The organism is Niabella aquatica (genome assembly GCF_054779315.1).
Map to the genome: position 1 here is coordinate 92,434 of NZ_BAAGYM010000020.1, position 17,689 is coordinate 110,122.

General features: G+C 43.3%; 13 protein-coding genes. All 13 read right to left on the reverse strand.

The window, feature by feature from the left end:
* Positions 1-494 precede the first annotated feature (494 nt).
* Positions 495-1,928: a TolC family protein gene (locus ACYVBM_RS15790; RefSeq protein WP_460686653.1), complete on the reverse strand. Its 1,434-nt coding sequence runs from the start codon at positions 1,926-1,928 to the stop codon at positions 495-497.
* Complete coding sequence (locus ACYVBM_RS15795; RefSeq protein ID WP_460686654.1) at positions 1,918-5,085, reverse strand: efflux RND transporter permease subunit; 3,168 nt, start codon at positions 5,083-5,085, stop codon at positions 1,918-1,920. The genes ACYVBM_RS15790 and ACYVBM_RS15795 overlap by 11 nt, the downstream gene beginning before the upstream one ends.
* 19 nt (positions 5,086-5,104) lie before the next feature.
* On the reverse strand, positions 5,105-6,187 hold the full coding sequence (locus tag ACYVBM_RS15800) for an efflux RND transporter periplasmic adaptor subunit (RefSeq protein ID WP_460686655.1): 1,083 nt from the start codon (positions 6,185-6,187) through the stop codon (positions 5,105-5,107).
* Between the two features lie 259 nt (positions 6,188-6,446).
* Positions 6,447-6,821, reverse strand: coding sequence for a hypothetical protein (locus ACYVBM_RS15805; protein ID WP_460686656.1), 375 nt, complete (start codon positions 6,819-6,821; stop codon positions 6,447-6,449).
* A 234-nt stretch (positions 6,822-7,055) separates the two neighbouring features.
* The gene (locus ACYVBM_RS15810; protein ID WP_460686657.1) at positions 7,056-8,657 is read right to left on the reverse strand and encodes a TSUP family transporter; all 1,602 of its coding nucleotides are present in this window, start codon (positions 8,655-8,657) and stop codon (positions 7,056-7,058) included.
* Positions 8,658-8,773: 116 nt separating this feature from the next.
* On the reverse strand, positions 8,774-9,619 hold the full coding sequence (locus ACYVBM_RS15815; protein WP_460686658.1) for a serine O-acetyltransferase: 846 nt from the start codon (positions 9,617-9,619) through the stop codon (positions 8,774-8,776).
* Positions 9,620-9,679: 60 nt separating this feature from the next.
* Positions 9,680-11,347, reverse strand: a complete 1,668-nt coding sequence (locus tag ACYVBM_RS15820) for an NADPH-dependent assimilatory sulfite reductase hemoprotein subunit (protein ID WP_460686659.1) — start codon at positions 11,345-11,347, stop codon at positions 9,680-9,682.
* A 99-nt stretch (positions 11,348-11,446) separates the two neighbouring features.
* Positions 11,447-13,159: a diflavin oxidoreductase gene (locus tag ACYVBM_RS15825; RefSeq protein WP_460686660.1), complete on the reverse strand. Its 1,713-nt coding sequence runs from the start codon at positions 13,157-13,159 to the stop codon at positions 11,447-11,449.
* On the reverse strand, positions 13,149-14,030 hold the full coding sequence (gene cobA, locus ACYVBM_RS15830) for a uroporphyrinogen-III C-methyltransferase (RefSeq protein ID WP_460686661.1): 882 nt from the start codon (positions 14,028-14,030) through the stop codon (positions 13,149-13,151). The genes ACYVBM_RS15825 and cobA overlap by 11 nt, the downstream gene beginning before the upstream one ends.
* Before the next feature lie 37 nt (positions 14,031-14,067).
* Entirely contained in the window at positions 14,068-15,309 is a 1,242-nt protein-coding gene (locus tag ACYVBM_RS15835; RefSeq protein ID WP_460686662.1) for a sulfate adenylyltransferase subunit 1, read from the reverse strand.
* Positions 15,310-15,370: 61 nt separating this feature from the next.
* A complete protein-coding gene (locus ACYVBM_RS15840) occupies positions 15,371-15,715 on the reverse strand; it encodes a four helix bundle protein (protein WP_460686663.1) in 345 nt (114 codons plus the stop codon).
* A gap of 280 nt (positions 15,716-15,995) precedes the next feature.
* Positions 15,996-16,904 carry a sulfate adenylyltransferase subunit CysD gene (gene cysD, locus ACYVBM_RS15845; protein ID WP_460686664.1) on the reverse strand — a complete coding sequence of 303 codons (909 nt, stop codon included), beginning with the start codon at positions 16,902-16,904 and terminating at the stop codon, positions 15,996-15,998.
* Between the two features lie 42 nt (positions 16,905-16,946).
* A complete protein-coding gene (locus tag ACYVBM_RS15850; protein ID WP_460686665.1) occupies positions 16,947-17,672 on the reverse strand; it encodes a phosphoadenylyl-sulfate reductase in 726 nt (241 codons plus the stop codon).
* Positions 17,673-17,689 lie beyond the last annotated feature (17 nt).

Sequence of the window (17,689 nt, forward strand, 5' to 3'; positions counted from 1 at the left end):
GATTGATAAAGATTTTTGATTAGTAGCAATAGAAAACCCATTAGTCTATAAACATTATAGACTAATTAGTTAAAAAAAAAGCGCTTCGGTTACCCATGCAGAATAGCACCGGTTATGTATTACAGCAACAACACGAACAGTAATGATTTTTTGTGTACATAAATTTTAAATCAGATCGCAAATATAGAACAAGACAATTAGTCCACAAAAAAAGTAGAGTATTATTTTACAAGTTTTTCCAAATGACACAATTACCTTCCTTTGATACCAAAATAGGCGGCAGTAAGAAGGATTGCCGCAACGAATGCTTACCATAGTATACTGTTGAAAGCGGCGCAGGGTCTGGCACCAAAGGCTGCTTGATTAGCGTATTGCTCCCGATAACCATCCGGCATGACGTACAATAAGACATGTGTACCGCCAGCTGTTGGTAGCAGCCCGACAAGCGCACTGTAATATCAGGCTGACATTACTTTTGGGTCAGTACGGCAAATCTATTGCCAGCCACCTCCCAGGCTCTTATATATGTTTACTACACCGCAAAGCTGGTTTTTCTTCGTTTCCACTAAATCCAGCTTGGCTTCCAGCGCATCACGCTGGGTCATTAATACCTCCAGGTAATCAGCTCTTGCTGCTTTAAATAAATCATTTGAAACTTCTATCGATCGGGTTAAGGCAGCTACCTGCGTTATTTTTTTATCATATGCCTTTTGCAGATTGCTGATATTTGAAAGCTGATTAGCCACTTCGATATACCCGTTCAATATAGAACGTTCATAGCTGTACACGGCCTGCAGCTGTTTTGCATTGGCCGTCAGGTATTGCGCTTTGATGGCATTTTTATTAATTAGGGGGCCCGCAAGGTCACCCACCAGCGAGGTTACAACTGATTCGGGAAACCTGACCAGGTACCCGGGATTAAAAGCCTGGAAACCTATAATAGCCGATATATCGAAGGAAGGATAGAACTGCGCCCGGGCCACTTTTACATCCAGCTTAGATGCAGCAAGTTCCAGCTCAGCCTGCCTTATATCGGGCCTGTTCGCCAGCAACTGCGATGGTATACCTACACTTACAGGCGACAACGAAAGGTTCATAAAATCGGTGTGGGTACGTATGATTGGCGCCGGGTACCTGGCCAGTAAAAAATTGATCCTGTTTTCTGTTTCCTGAATATTCTGCCGAATTTCGTACTCCCGGCTTTCGGTGCTTTTCACCTCTGCTTCAAATTTTTGTACTGCCAGTTCGTTAGTTCTGGCTGCCTGCTTCTGTATTTTCACAATTTCCAGCGCATTCTTCTGCAATGCTATATTTTGTTTTACAATATTCCATTGATAATCGAGCGATAGCAGCTCGTAGTAGCTGTTAGCTACTTCGGCGATCAGGTTGGTGTACACAAAATTTTTCCCTTCTACTGTGGCAAGGTATCTTTCTATTTCTGCATCCCTTGCGTTATGCAACCTGTTCCAGATGTCAACCTCCCAGTTCGCATTCAGGCCAATACTAAAGTCTCCTAAATAATCAGGTACTTTTTTACCGGGAGTAATATCGGTAGACGCATCGCCCGCGCCCTGGCTGGTATATCGCCCGGCCTTATCTACACCTATACCTGCCCTGTAATTTACTGCAGGCAATAGCTCGCCCTTTTTAGCCTTTACCTCGTTGCGGGCTATTTCAATTTCCTGTAATACGATGTTTAACTCCTGGTTATTTTTTAATGCTGTATCAATCAGGTTCACCAGGTTAGGATCGGTAAAAAAATCGCGCCAGCTTACCAGCGCTGTGTTCGCTGTATCTGTATAGCTGTTATATACCTGCGGCACGGCCTTATTCTCTGTTTTCCGAACCACATTCGGGATACCACATCCTGTGTATAGGATGAAGGCTGCAATGATCCCCGTCCATTGATAACGTTTGTTATTTATCATGATGCTCAATTTCTTCTGTTAAAGGATTCTCATCTTCTATTTTTATCAGTTTGCGCCTGGCGGCTATTGAGCCAAAAACATAATACAACCCGGGTATCAGCACAACACCGCATAAGGTTCCTATTATCATTCCACCCGCAGCCGCAGCGCCAATAGTTCTGTTGCCTATTTTACCAGGGCCCGTTGCAAATACGAGAGGTATTAACCCGGCAATAAAAGCAAATGATGTCATTAAGATAGGTCTGAACCTAATCTTGGCAGCCTCCATGGCCGAGCTTAAAACAGAAATACCGGTGCTGTGTTTTTGCGCAGCAAACTCTACTATCAATACTGCATTTTTTCCCAGCAATCCGATCAGCATTACCATTGCTATCTGGGCATAGATATTGTTTTCCAGTCCGAATAATTGCAAGAAAAGAAAAGCGCCAAAAATACCGGCAGGCAAAGAGAGTATCACCGCAAGCGGAAGAATAAAGCTTTCATACTGGGCAGAAAGAATTAAATACACAAAGCCAAGGCAAATAAGAAAAATGTAAACAGCTTCGTTACCGCGCGATACTTCATCCTTTGAAATGCCTGCCCAATCTATACCAAAGCCCCGTGGCAGCGTTTTTTTAGCTACTTCGTTAATTGTTGCAATAGCTTCACCGCTGCTGTATCCCGGCGCCGCAGCACCACTTATTTCTGATGCATTGTACATATTGTGCCTTGTTATTTCCGAAAGGCCATATACTTTTTCCATCTTCATAAAAGCGGAAAATGGCACCATTTCATCCCGGTTATTTTTTACGTATAACTTTAAAATATCGTCAGGCAATGCCCTGTATTGCGGCAAGGCCTGTACAATCACTTTATACTGCCTGTCGAACCGGATAAAGCTGGTTTCATAATTACTGCCTATTAAAGTGGAAAGTGTATTCATTGCGTTATCGATAGTAACCCCTTTTTGCTGTGCCAGATCGTTGTCAATTCTTAACATATACTGCGGGAAACTGGCACTGTAAAATGTAAATACCGAGGATAGCTCTTTATGTTTGTTAAGCTCTTTTACAAAATCTCTGCTTACTTTTTCCATCAGCTTATAATCGCCGCTGCCGGCTTTATCCAGCAGGCGCAGCTCAAATCCTCCCGCAGCGCCATACCCCGGTACAGCCGGCGGCTGAAAAAATTCGATGGCAGCACCGGGAATATTTTTAGCTCTTTCTTCGAGCTCTTTTATAATTTCGAGGGCAGAATGCTTACGTTCCTTCCAGTCTTTTAGGTTGATTAAACAGGTACCGGAGTTGGAGCCTGTACCCTCTGTAAGCACTTCGTAACCGGCAAGTGACGATACCGATGATACCCCATCTATATGCCCTGCCAGCTGCTGCAGCCTTTCCGACACTTCATTGGTTCTTTCGAGCGATGAGCCGGGAGGCGTTAGTATAATAGCATAGATCATTCCCTGGTCTTCGTTGGGTATAAAGCCTGAGGGAACACTGCCGCTGAACAGCCATATGCCCACACAAAAAACGATCAGCAAACCAAAAGTAATAACGCGCCGGCTTATCACTTTATTCAGAAGCCGCATATACCTGTTGGATAAAAGATTGAACCGCTTATTGAAACCATCGATAAACAGGTCAATAATCGTTTTCCTGGTGTGCTTTCCATGATGATTTTTAAGTATGATAGCGCAAAGCGCAGGCGTAAGTGTAAGGGCTACAAGCCCGGATAGAATGATGCCCGTAGCCATTGTAATAGAGAACTGCCTGTAAAAAATACCTACCGGTCCTGACATGAATGCAACGGGTATAAACACCGATGCCATTAAAAACGTAATGGCAACAATAGCCCCGCTTATTTCCTTCATAGCCTGTTGCGTGGCCTTCAATGGCGATATATTACTCTTTTCCATTTTGGCATGTACCGCTTCTATCACCACTATTGCATCATCCACCACCACACCAATAGCCAGCACCAGCGCAAATAATGTAATCAGATTAAGCGTTATACCAAAGAATTGCATGAACACAAATGTGCCGATTAACGATACAGGTACTGCAATAATAGGGATGATTGTAGAGCGCCAATCACCTAAAAAAACAAATACTACAATTCCCACCAAAATGAATGCTTCCACCAGAGTATGAATTACTTTTTCAATTGAAGCATCTAAAAACCTGGATACATCATAGCTTATTTCGTAGTCCATGCCTTTGGGAAAGTTCTCCTTCAGCTCTTTCATTTTTGCTTTTACATCTGCAATTACCTGGCTGGCGTTGCTTCCGTAAGACTGCTTTAAAACAATAGCTGCCGATGGCTTTCCATTAAGATGAGAATACAGGTCGTACATAGAGCTTCCAAACTCTATATCGGCCACATCTTTTAAGCGAAGCAGCGCTCCTTCGGGACTGGATCTTACCACAATATTTTCATATCCGTCTTTTGTGCTAAACCTGCCGGGGTACTTTAATACATATTCGAATGACTGCGATCTTTTGCCCGAACTTTCGCCTGTTTTGCCAGGCGAGGCTTCGAGGCTTTGCTCATTCAATGCCTCCATCACTTCATCGGCCGATATCTTATACGCCAGCATCCTGTCGGGCTTTAACCATATACGCATAGCGTACTCGCGGTTCCCTAAAATATCAGCAAAGCCTACACCATCTACCCGTTTTAATTCGGCCAGCAAATTGATGTCGGCATAGTTGTACAAAAAGTTTTCACCCATCGAAGTATCCTTTGTATAAAGGTTAATGTACATCAGCATATTCGATTCCTCACGGCTGATCTTTACACCTTCGCGTATTACCAGCGGAGGCAATTTGTTGGTTACAGCTGCCACCCGGTTTTGCACATTCAATGATGCCTGGTTAGGATCGGTACCCAGGTTAAACACTACCTGTATCGTGGCTTCGCCATCGTTACCTGCATCAGAAGCTATGTACTTCATGCCGGGCACCCCGTTCAGCGCCCTTTCGAGCGGAATGACCACTGATTTAATCAACAGCTCGTTATTAGCCCCGGGATATTCTGCAGTGATGTTTACTTTGGGCGGAGATACAGAAGGGAATTGCGTTACGGGCAGCCCGGTTAATGCCAGTATTCCTAGAAAAACAATAATGAGTGATATAACAATGGAAAGAACGGGCCTTTTTATGAATGTTCCAAACATAGAATTTTCTTTTAATAATTTACTCTGCCTTTAATTTCAAGCTTCTCATTACTTCGCCCGGCTGCTTATAATCGTACTGTATTTTCTGATCTTCTTTTGCCGTTTGCACACCTTCCAGCAATATCTTATCCCCGGCCGATAAGCCGGTGCTTACTACATACACATCGGGCATTTCTGCGTCAATGGTAATGTTGCGCGATTTAACGATATTGTTTTTATCGACCACAAAAACATAGATCCTGTCCTGCAGCTCGTAAGTAGCTTTTTGAGGAATAAGCAGCGCATTTTTTAATGGAACCGTCATTTTTACTTTGCCGGTTTCTCCGTTCTTTAATAAGCCTTCTGGATTAGAAAATCTTGCCCGGAATGCAATATTGCCTGTTTCATTGTTGAATTCGCTTTCGACCGTTTCTATTTTGCCAGGTACTCCCAGCGGTTCTCCGTTTGCAAGGATCAGATCCACCATTTGCAACCCGTTCTTTTTACGGTTAGCCTGGTAATTTAAGTACTCTGGCTCCGATACGTTGAAATACGCAAACACCTCGCTGTTATCAGAGAGATTGGTAAGCAGTGCACCTTCATCAATAAGACTTCCCAACTTTAACGGGATGCGATTGATAGTACCGCTAAAAGGTGCCCTTATTTCTGTAAAAGATAAGTTTACCTGGGCCAGCCTCATTTCTGCTCTTGCCTCGTCGAGCTTTGCCTGGGCCAGCCGCTGCTCATTCTTTGATACGATGTTTTTATCTGCCAGCATTTTTGCATTTTCAAGTTCTATTTCGGCAGCATTTGCTTCGGCGCGGGCTTTCAATAGTTCGGCTTCGTACACCTGTGGCATAATACGAAACATCAGCTGCCCGGCCTTAACATACTGCCCTTCATCTACATAAATTTTTTGCAGAAAACCTTTTTCCTGCGCCCTTACTTCTATATTACGTACCGATCTTATTTGCGATACATATTCTTTACTAACGGAAGTATCTGCCTGTAACGGGCTTGTTACAATGTATCTTACTTCTGCTTCTTTTTCTTCTGCTTTAGATTTGCAGCTGGTTTGGCTTAGCAAGGCTAAAAAGCCTGCAAGCATTACAACAATTTTCATCAGTTACTTTTTTGTAATTTTAATAGTATGATCATTGCCGGTAGAATCAACGATTTGCCGCCGGCGCCTGTATGAGCCGTACATCGTAATAGCCTTCCGGCTTATTAAACTTTGCAGGATGGAAAGATCCTGCAAAAGGGAAAAATTATCAGTTAAAATATTGGATAGCCTGGTTACTGGCTATGAAATAAATCACGGCAGTAATTTATTTAATCATTCTGCGATGAGCGGCCCGGGATAAAACCATATCCGGAAAACGCTATATGCGCAAGGCCCGCAGGTGTATATATGCTTTACAGGTTAACTTAAACTGGCAGCGGCGAAAAACATCCCTGTTGTGTAAAGAACAAGAATCACTGCAGTACCAGGCAGATAGTAAGCAGTTATTTACAGTAGTAACAGGTACCTTCGCGGTATCATCATGACTGTCGTCTTCTTCCTGCTCTCCAACAGCAGAAATAATACTACTGGTGGTAATATGCTCTGTAACAAACCGGGAAAAGCAGGAACTGGAAACTTCATACCTGGTTGAGGCAGCAAACTTTACATTGCCTGTATGTATTTTGCTGCAGCCGCTTGCGCCTGATGTAACCAGCAGTGAAAAGAGGCAAAGAATAAAAACAGCTACCCTCATTGAAAAATTGATTGCAGTATCAAAAGTAAATAAAGATCAGATTGATCCCGCCTAAGCAGAAAGTAAAAAAATGGTTAAATTTTTTATACTGAGAGACCCTTACTATATAAAAGCTGAAAGTAAAATGCACCAAGTAAATATTTTGATACCGCCTTTATAAAAGTAGATGTAAAATCGATTAACAGGTTTTACAAGAGCGCAATTATATTCTATACAGGCGCCGGCTGGAATTTCCTATAAAAAAAGCGCTTTATAAATAGTTATAATGCTCATAGCAATTACCAGAACACCTACAAGAAAAAACATCTTTTTTACGGGAAGCTTTGATGTGAGCATGGCCGAGAACGGGGCCGTTATAATGCCCCCTATTAAAAGCCCGGCCACAATATTCCAATGCTGGATGCCAATAGTGAATATGAAAGTAACAGCACTTGTTATAGTGAGTATGAACTTTGCAACGGTAGAGCTCCCTACAACATATCGCGGCGTTCTGCCGTTTTTAATAAACGTGCCTGTTACCAGGGGTCCCCATCCGCCTCCGCCGAAAGAATCAATAAACCCACCCACAAAGCCTAACAGCGGAATATTTGTTTTCTTCCTTTTGATCTTTGTATGATTCTTCTTCTTAAATACATTCATCAAAATCCTCACACCCAGGTACAATGTATAGGCAGCTATAAATGGCTTGGTGATCTTTGCATAGCGCTCGCCTACATAAGTAAGCAATAAAGCGCCGATAACAGCGCCAATAACAGCAGGCAATGCCAGAACCTTGATCAGCTTTTTATTTACATTACCCAGCTTATAATGGCTGATGCTGCCTGCAGCCGTTGTAAAAGATTCTGCAGAATGGATGCTGGCGCTTACAACAGGAGGCGCCACATTTAACATTAACAGGATAGTGGTGCAAATTACACCATATCCCATTCCCATAGAACCGGCAACAATCTCTGCCAGGAAGCCAGTTAGCAGCATCCAGTAAAACAGGTGATGGTCTTTATTCAGGGCGTACAGAATATCATTTACCAGGCCAAAGGCATACAAAGCATATATACTTAATCCTACCAGTAACACAATGCCTAAAATAATTAAATACCAGTTAGCACTTTTTTGCGCTTTGGCTACAACATCAGCAGAGTCAACGATTTCAGCGGAAGACTCATTACCCGTTTCAAACTCTTTTAAAGCTTCATCAGGTTTCTCCACCATAGTGCGCGTAACATTATTCAGCACTTTTACTTTGTGCTCCATGTCGCCGGAAAGCCGGTTACGCAAGGCCTGCATATTGTTCAGCAGCGTGTCGATATCTTCGGGGATTGTTTCATTGAGCAGTTCCTTTAAGCGTTTGGCGATAGTGGGAGATTTGCCGTTTGTGGAAATGGCGATTTTTAAATTCCCTTTTTTTACAACTGATCCTAAATAGAAATCGCAAAACTCGGGCTTATCCGCCACGTTCACTAATTTCTCACAAGCCTCGGCGTCTTGTTTTACTTCCTCTGCTACCTTTAAATCATTTACAGCAGCAATGACCAGGTTTGCATTGGCTATATCCTCTTTTTGATAAGCCCTTTGCTCCAAAGCAATATTCGGATAAGAGGCGGCAAAGGCTTTAACAGCATCGCTTATTTCAATCGCTACCAGTTTTATTTGCGTTGCCGGTGCATTATTAATAACCGCCTGCAATTTTTCAAGACCAATATTCCCCCCGCCTATGATCAGCAGCTTCAGTTGCTCCAGCTTTACAAAAACGGGGAACAGGTTATTACCCGCATCCTGTGGTTGCCTCTCTGGTGGTAGAGAGAAAGCAGCACCTGTATATTGGGTATCATTGTTCAATTGATGTACGGAGTACCCTGTTGGGTATATGAGTATAACTGATGATATCTACGCTGTAAATAAAAGCGCGCGATGCAAGATTGATGATAGCAGGATCTGCAGCTGATATCATAAAACTATTTCTTTGACGCTTTTAAAATTTTATTTACCGAATCTTTATGCGAAAAGCTGGCTTTATCAGCTACCTCACTTTTGTTATACACCAGCGAGTTTTCCGGTACACTAAAAGTAACCCATGCGTTACCTCCAATGATACTGTCACGCCCGATTATAGTTTCCCCGCCAACAATGGTAGCCCCGGAATAAAGAATCACATTATCTTCAATAACAGGGTGGCGCCGGGCATTTTTTTTGCTCTTTGCAGAATTTAAAGCACCGATTGTTACACCCTGGTACACTTTCACATTATTACCAATAATGGTGGTTTCGCCAATAACTACCCCCGTTCCATGATCTACAAAAAAGTTACCGCCTATAGTAGCCCCTGGATGAATATCCACACCGGTTTTACTATGCGCATATTCTGTAAAAATCCTGGGCAGGTTGCGTATGCCCTGCTTCCATAACTGGTTGGATATACGATATACCGCAATAGCATAAAAGCCGGGGTAAGCCTGCAACACCTCGCTGATATTCAGCGCCGCGGGATCGTTAGCAATAAATGCTGCGGCATCCTTTTGCAAAGCTACATACACATCGGGCAGCGCTTCAAAGAAGCTATCTGCAGCGACCTGAGACTTTGCACCATCATTTACCACATCATATATTAAAGTGGCCAGGTGGCTTTTTAATGCATACAATCCCTTCTCCAAATCGCTTTCCTTTTGGTTCACGCCTGTTTTAGGAATGAATAAGAAACGGAACACATCATCAATAAACTGGTGTGCAAGATCTTTATCGGGCAGGTTACCCAGCTTAGCATTGTTTTGCAGTAATAATTTGATAAAAGTTTTATTGCTCATTATTTAATAGTTGAGCCTCACCCCCAGCCCCTCTCTAAAGAGAGGAGAGCGAGTTAGCATTTATAAAATCCATTTGCGATAGGAAAAATCGCCGAAGGTTTCATTCTCCTTTTTTTCCTGCTGGTATACACCAAATAATTCATCCAGCGTTTCCAGTATCTGCCCTTCGTCAAGGCTGTCCTTATATTTTGTGTTTAATCTTAACCCTAACCGGTCGCCGCCAATATGCAGGTTATATCTTCCATAGGCAGTGCCCACAAAACCTATTTCTGCGTTGGGAGATCGGCCACAGCCATTGGGGCAGCCTGTCATGCGCAACACGATATCATCATCCTGCATATGATGCTTCTCCAGCAATGGCTCTATTTTTGAAATGAGCGTGGGCAGGTAACGCTGTGCTTCTGCCAGCGCCAGGCCACAGGTATTAAACGCCACGCAGGCAATTGCATTTTTCCGTAAAGCACCTGCGTTTTCGGTATGCGCTATAATGCCATATTCGTTCAGCAACGCTTCTACAGCAGGCTTATCCTCGTTTTTAATATCAGACAGAATTACGTTCTGGTTGCTCGTAAAATGGAAATTGCATTTCTCTAGCTCTGCAATTTTATACAGGCCTTCTTTAAGCCTTATGTGCTCATCGTCCAACACCCGGCCATTCTCTACAAACACCGTATAATGCCAGTTGCCTTTATAATCCTGCAGCCAGCCATACCGGTCCTGCCGCTCCGTAAATTCAAATGGCCTTGCCGGCTCCAGTTTAAAACCGCAGCGCTTTTCCACTTCCTCGCGGTATTTATCTATTCCCAGCTTATCAATGGTATATTTTAAGCGTGCCTGCTTTCTGTCACTGCGGTTCCCAAAATCCCTTTGTACCGTAATGATCTCATAGACCGCTTTTAGTATTTTCTGCTCATCGTTTTCAACAAAACCCATCACCGATGCCAAGCGCGCATAAGTATTAGGATTGCCATGCGTACTTCCCAGGCCACCGCCAGCGCCTATATTAAATCCAAGCAGCTGATCATTTTCAATGATGGCTATTAATACTACATCGTTTATTAAAATATCCACATCATTATTAGGCGGAATAGCGATTCCTACTTTCAGCTTGCGCGGCAGGTATTTATCCTTATACAGCGGATCTTCTTCTGTTTTCCCGCTCAGTCTTTCTTCATCCAGCCATATCTCGTACCAGGCACGGGTTTTAGGCTTAGCCATTTCGCTTATTTTAGCGGCGTACTGAAATACTTCGTCATATACCGGTGACTCTGCAGGATTGGAGGTACAGCATACATTACGGTTCACATCACCACAGGTTGCAATTGAATCTAATCCGGCAAGATTAAACGATTGCATGGTAGGCTTTATGTGCGACTTTAAAACACCATGTAGCTGTATGGTTTGCCGGGTGGTAATTTTGATCACTCCTGTTGTATGCTCGCCCGCTACATGGTGCAGTGTAAGCCATTGTTGGGGTTTTAATAATCCGCCGGGCAGGCGCAGGCGAAGCATAAAAGAATACAGCCATTCCAGCTTTTTCGTACTCCGCTCCTCACGGCGGTCCCGATCATCCTGCTGGTACATACCATGAAACTTGGTCAGGCTGGTATCGTCTTCCCGTACAGCGCCGGTATAGTTATCCAGCAAGCTCTCTTTTAAAGTACCCCGCAGGCCATTGCTGGCAATTTTAATTTTTTCTGTTGATGATAAATTAGGTAGTTCGCTCATTTATTTCTTAATGTTGATATGTTTAAAAGTTGATAAGTTGACAAGGAATTGTACAGTTTTCCCTCTCAACTTTTCAACCTATTAACCTGTTAACTTTTCTTAATATACATCTTTTTCCCAACGCCCTTCTTCCACCAGCTGGTGCAAATATTTTTCCGCTTCTTCTTCCGATTTATTGCCGTGCTCTTTAAATATTTCTACCAGTGTTTTTTCCACGTCTTTACTGGTAGGCTCGCGCTTACCGCTGATATACATATACGCGCCATTTTGCAGCCAGTCATACAGTTCGGCACCCTTCTCCTTCATCCGGTGCTGCACATATATTTTCTCTTGCTGATCGCGGGAAAAGGCGAGATCCAAATTGACCAGTGCCCCTGTTTGCAGATAATCCTGCAATTCGGTCTGGTATAAAAAGTCGGTAACAAAATGCTGTTCGCCAAAGAACAGCCAGTTGCGCCCGCTTGCGCCCGAAGCATCCCTTTCGGCAATGAACGAGCGAAAAGGAGCAATACCGGTTCCGGGGCCAATCATAATCACGTCTTTTTCCTGCGTGGGTAACCTAAAATGTTTTTGCTTTTGGATAAAGAATTCAAATTCTGTATCCAGGGGCAATGTTGAGAAATATTCACTGCAAACACCGGTACGTTTTTCATCCGCTACATAAAATTCATCTTTACTAACCGTGATATGAATTTCATTTAAGCCGTGGCTCGCGGGAGAGGACGAGATAGAATACATCCTTGGCGCCTGTGCCGTTAATATTTTTAATACCTCCTCAAACATAACGGCATCCTTAACCGGGTACTTCTTTAAAAGATCCGGCAGGCTTAGCCTCAATTCTTCGGGTATGGTATGACCTGCAATAGCCCCATATTGTTTTATGGTTGACTTAAGCGGGTAAAGAATATTCAAATGCTTCTTTAAAAGCTCCTCTACAGATGCCGTTATTTTAGCGGTTTGTATTTCTTTATTTGCATTAATACCGGTAAGCTGCAGAATCTCCTGCACTGCGGCATCGCAGTTAGGAGGTATGATACCCAATGCATCGCCGGGTAAATAGTCCAGGTCCTCATCGGTACTGATCTCTATGTGATAGGTTTCTTTATTGCTGCCACGATCGTTCAAATTGATGCTTGTGACAACGGTTCCCTTATAGTGCTTTTTGCCGGCAGGTTTTTTATCCTCAACAGCAGCGGCACGGGAAATAGCGGGCACGCTCCCTACATTGGTTTGCAAGGCAGCGGCAACATTGTCAATCCAGTGCAAAGCATCTTCCTCATAGTCTACATCACATCTCTTGAGCGGCAAAATGCGGTGCGCGCCCAAAGCTTCCAGCCTTGCATCCACGTCTTCCCCTGTTTTACAGAACTGGGCATAAGACGTATCGCCTAAAGCCAGCACGCCAAATTTCATTTTCTTTAGATCTACGTGCGCTTCATGGATGTGATCGTAGAATTTTTTTGCCAGGATCGGAGGCTCTCCCTCACCCTGTGTACTGATCACCACAAAAAAATACTCTTCTTTCGGGAGATCGGTAAACCGGTACTGATCAAGCCCGGCCAGTTTTACGGTAATGCCTTTTTTCTTGGCGATACCGGCCAGTTGTGTAGCCAGTTTTTTAGAATTACCCGTTTCAGTGCCGTAAACAAGCGTAATTTTTTTATTGATGGCAGCAGGTACTGCGCCTGCAGGAACAGCCCCCTGCAGCGCACCGGCCTGGCCTGCAATATAGCCATTCAGCCAAATGAGCTCTTCGCGAGAAAGTGTGGTTGTAAATTCTTTTATCTTTTGCAGCTTATCTTCAGATAACATGCTTTATTGGTTTATTAAGTTCGTTTATATTTTGAATACCCGCTCCTACTGATGTAAAGTATTGCTCTTCATGATCGCTGTTTTTCAGCCATTTGAACTGCCGGTGCAGCGTTACTACTTTCCCAATAATAACCAGCGACGGAGAAGAAAATGCTTTACCTGCCAGCCGGGCCTCATAATCATAAATATTACATTCGTGAATACGCTGATAACAGGTAGTTGCCTGTTCTGCCACCGCTAAATGCACTTCTTTGCTTATACCAAATTGTATCAGCTTTTGTACCACATCAGGCAAAGTGGAAGAAGACATATAAAACACCAGCGTATCGTTGGTTCCGGCAAGTTCCTGCCAATGGGCATCGGTTACCACATCAGACTTATAATAAGTTAAAAACCGGACAGAAGTTGCATAGCCACGCGCTGTTAAAGGCATTCCCGCATAAGCAGCAGCACCTAAAGCGGCTGTTACGCCAGGTATGATCTCGTAAGGAATCTTATTCTCGATCAACGTTTGCAGCTCATCTAAAACATTAGAAAAGAGAGAAACATCACCGCCTTTTAAGCGAACCACCCTTTTCCCCTGCAAAGCGTATTTTACAATCAGCTGGTTGATGACCTGCTGCGGTGTGGAAACATTGCTTTTACATTCTTTTCCCACACGCACGATCTCGGCGCTTGGTGCAACATAACGGTGCAGGATCACTTCACTTACCAGGCGGTCTATCAGCACTACATCTGCTTCCCTCAAAGCATTGGCAGCTTTCACTGTTATCAGGTCAGGATCGCCGGGACCTGCAGCAGCTATTATTACCAAACCCGCTCCCGTGGGACCTTGATCAGAAATATTTTTTGTATAATGAGGAATGATCATTTTATAGTTTTCATAATCAGTAATGTTCCATCAACCATCAGGATAACAATACCGCGGCCACTGTGCTGTTGCTGGTTTCATCAACCAATATTGCGTTGCCGTAATCGCTTATTTTATCGAACGGATCGTAAACCAGTGGCTGGGCTGTTTTTATCTTTGCTTTTACCACTTCATTCAGCTTTACATTATCGATAATTGCTGTATGCTCCAGCGTATTTACATCCAGCTTATATGCTATTTCTTTTATGATTGTTCTTAATAATTTGCCTTTGTGCTGCAGAAAGTATTTATTGCCCTGCACCAGTGGTTTATTATCCAGCCAGCAAAGCAGCACTTCTATTTCGCTTTCTATTTTTGGCTGGTTATCGCTGCGAACGAAAGTGTCGCCGCGGCTGATATCGATGTCATCTGCCAGATGTAATACCACGGCCTGTGGTGCAAAAGCTTCTTCCACCTCTTCCCCGGCGATTTCTATTTTAGAAAGCGTGGTTTCAATGCCTGCGGGCAGTACGGTTATCTTATCGCCCTTTTTATACACACCACTTACTACCTGCCCGGCATAGCCCCTGTAATCATGTAATTCTTTGGTTTGCGGACGGATAACATATTGCACCTGGAAACGGGGGTCGGTATGATTGATGTCATCTGACACTTCTACTTCTTCCAGGAACTGCAGCAAAGGACTGCCGGTGTACCATGGCATGTTTGCAGAAGGCGCTACAATATTGTCGCCATGTAAGGCTGCAATAGGGATATAGGTAACATTGCTTAAGCCCAGCTGGGCAGCTACTTTTTCGTAGTCCGCTTTTATTTCATTGTAACGGGCTTCAGAAAAATCTGCCAGGTCCATTTTATTGATAGCCACTACCACGTGCGGCATCTTTAATAAAGACGCAATGATAGAATGGCGGCGTGTTTGTTCAATAACGCCGGCACGCGCATCAATTAAAATAATGATGAGGCTTGAATTAGAGGCCCCCGTGATCATATTGCGGGTGTACTGCACATGGCCCGGGGCGTCGGCTATAATAAACTTTCTTTTAGGAGTATTGAAATAGCGATACGCTACATCAATAGTAATGCCCTGTTCCCGTTCGGCCCGCAGCCCGTCTGTTAGCAAAGCCAGGTCAATACCATCGGCATTTTTATTTTTAGATTGCTTTTCCAATGCTTCCAGCTGATCTACCAGAATGCTCTTGCTGTCGTACAGCAAACGGCCGATCAACGTGCTTTTACCATCATCCACACTGCCTGCTGTTATAAAACGTAAAATGTCCATTTTAAGTTAAAAAGTTTATACGTTGAAAGGTTGACAAGGTCATCGCTCTTTCAATTTCCGTTCAAGATATGAGATGTACCCGTTTAACAACCTCTGTTATTTTATTTCTGAAATAATTTAGTTGATCTTCTGTTATATATTCCTCGTCAAGTGCATCAATCAAATGATTCAATGTTTCGCTTAAAGAACCTCTTGCTATAACGCAAAATCTTATTCTATCGGGATAAGTTTGCCTGCCATGCCCTTCTGATATTTGAGTACCTACCGATCTCGTGCTCCGTTTTAATTGATCGGTTAGTCGAAATTTTTCTTCTTCGGGAAAGCTTTTAACAAGAGCTGATACTTCCTTCTTCACAATTCTGGCTCTTTTCCAAACTTCCAAATCCTCAAAACTCTGATAAGCCATTTTCCTGGGTTTTATAAGTTAACATGTTTAAAAGTTGAAAAGGGGATATTGCGCATTCTTCTGTAACGCTACATCTCATGACTTATATTTCTTTGAGTAATACTCACTCAAAACTTGCTTATCATCAAAATCATCGGGCAGCGGTAAACTTCCTGCAATTTTTTTAAGCCTTTCTGAAATATCCGCTTCAAGCAAATGCTTTTCTTTAATTCGTTTTCTATATCTTTTTTTCCATTTCTGAACTTTTCCCTATTAACTTATCAACCTTTCAACTTATCAACTAAAAATACCCCCCTTTTTTCCTGTCTTCCATGGCTGCTTCTGTTACCCGGTCGTCGATACGGGTTTCACCACGTTCAGAAATACGTGTAGCCATAATTTCATTCACCACTTCATCTAAAGTAATTGCAGCAGACTCAACCGCAGCCGTACAGGTCATATCGCCAACAGTGCGGTAACGTACGCGCTTATTCACAATCACATCGCCTTCCTCTATTGTTATAAAATCTGAAACAGCTATTAGCTGCCCCTCGTGCACCAGCACATCACGGTCGTGCGCAAAGTATATAGATGGTAACTGAACATTTTCTTTTTTGATATAGCTCCATACATCCAGCTCTGTCCAGTTGCTGATGGGGAACACCCGCACATTTTCGCCTTTATGAATGCGGCCATTGTATATATTCCAAAGCTCGGGCCTTTGTAGCTTAGGATCCCATTGCCCGAATTCATCGCGTACAGAAAAAATTCTTTCTTTGGCGCGCGCTTTTTCCTCATCCCTGCGGGCACCGCCAATGCAGGCGTCGAACTTAAATTCTTCAATGGTATCAAGCAGCGTATGTGTTTGCAGCCAGTTGCGGCTGGCAAATTTTCCTTTCGGTTCTGTCAGTTTTTTTTCACGGATGGTATCTTCTACTTTCCGAACGATCAGCTCTGCTCCCAGTTCTTTAGCCAGGTTATCGCGGTACGCCAGCGCTTCAGGAAAATTGTGGCCGGTATCTATATGAACCAAAGGAAAAGGAATTTTACCCGGGGCAAATGCCTTTTTAGCCAGTTGCACCAGCGTGATAGAATCTTTTCCCCCGCTAAAAAGTAAAGCAGGCTTTTCAAACTGCGCCGCTACTTCGCGCATAATAAAAATTCCTTCTGCCTCTAATTGCTCTAAATAATCTAATTCGTATTGTTTCATTGTATGCTGAATGCTAAACGCATAAGGTTAAAGTATTTTGTCTTACGCTTTATTTACATGGAGCCCGCACTCCTTATGCGATACTTCCCACCACCAGCGGCCGGCACGTGCATCTTCACCCGGCTCAATAGCACGGGTACAGGGCGCACAGCCAATACTGACAAAACCCTTGTCATGCAAGGGGTTGTAGGGTACATTATTGTCTTTTATAAAACCGATCATCTGGTCATAAGACCAGTGAATAAGCGGATTGAATTTGTATAGCTGGCGGGCCTCATCCCATTCCAGTATGCTCATTTCCTTGCGGTTATCTGATTGCTCTGCACGTAACCCCGTTATCCACACCTTTGCACCTTGCAATGCCCGGTTCAGTGGTTTCACCTTCCTTATAAAGCAGCACTCTTTACGGTTCTCCACCGATTCGTAAAAAGCATTTACCCCTTTTTCATTTACAAACCTTTCAACATCATCCGCTTCAGGAAAATACACCTGTATGTTGGTTTTGTAACGTGCATTGGTTTTCTCGAGTAAATCATAATGCTCGTAAAAAAGACGCCCTGTATCAAGCGTAAAAATTTTTACAGGAAGGTTATTACGGGCAATTACATGTGTAAGCACCTGGTCTTCCTGACCGAGCGATGTAGAAAATACCACTCCTTCCGGAAAAGCCTGTATTACAGAAGTAAGGGCTTCTTCCAGCGATGCGTTTTCGAGATCGAGTATTTGTTGTTCCGTAAACATCTGTAATGCAAATAGTTCATGGTTCATAGTTCATCCTGTTATCA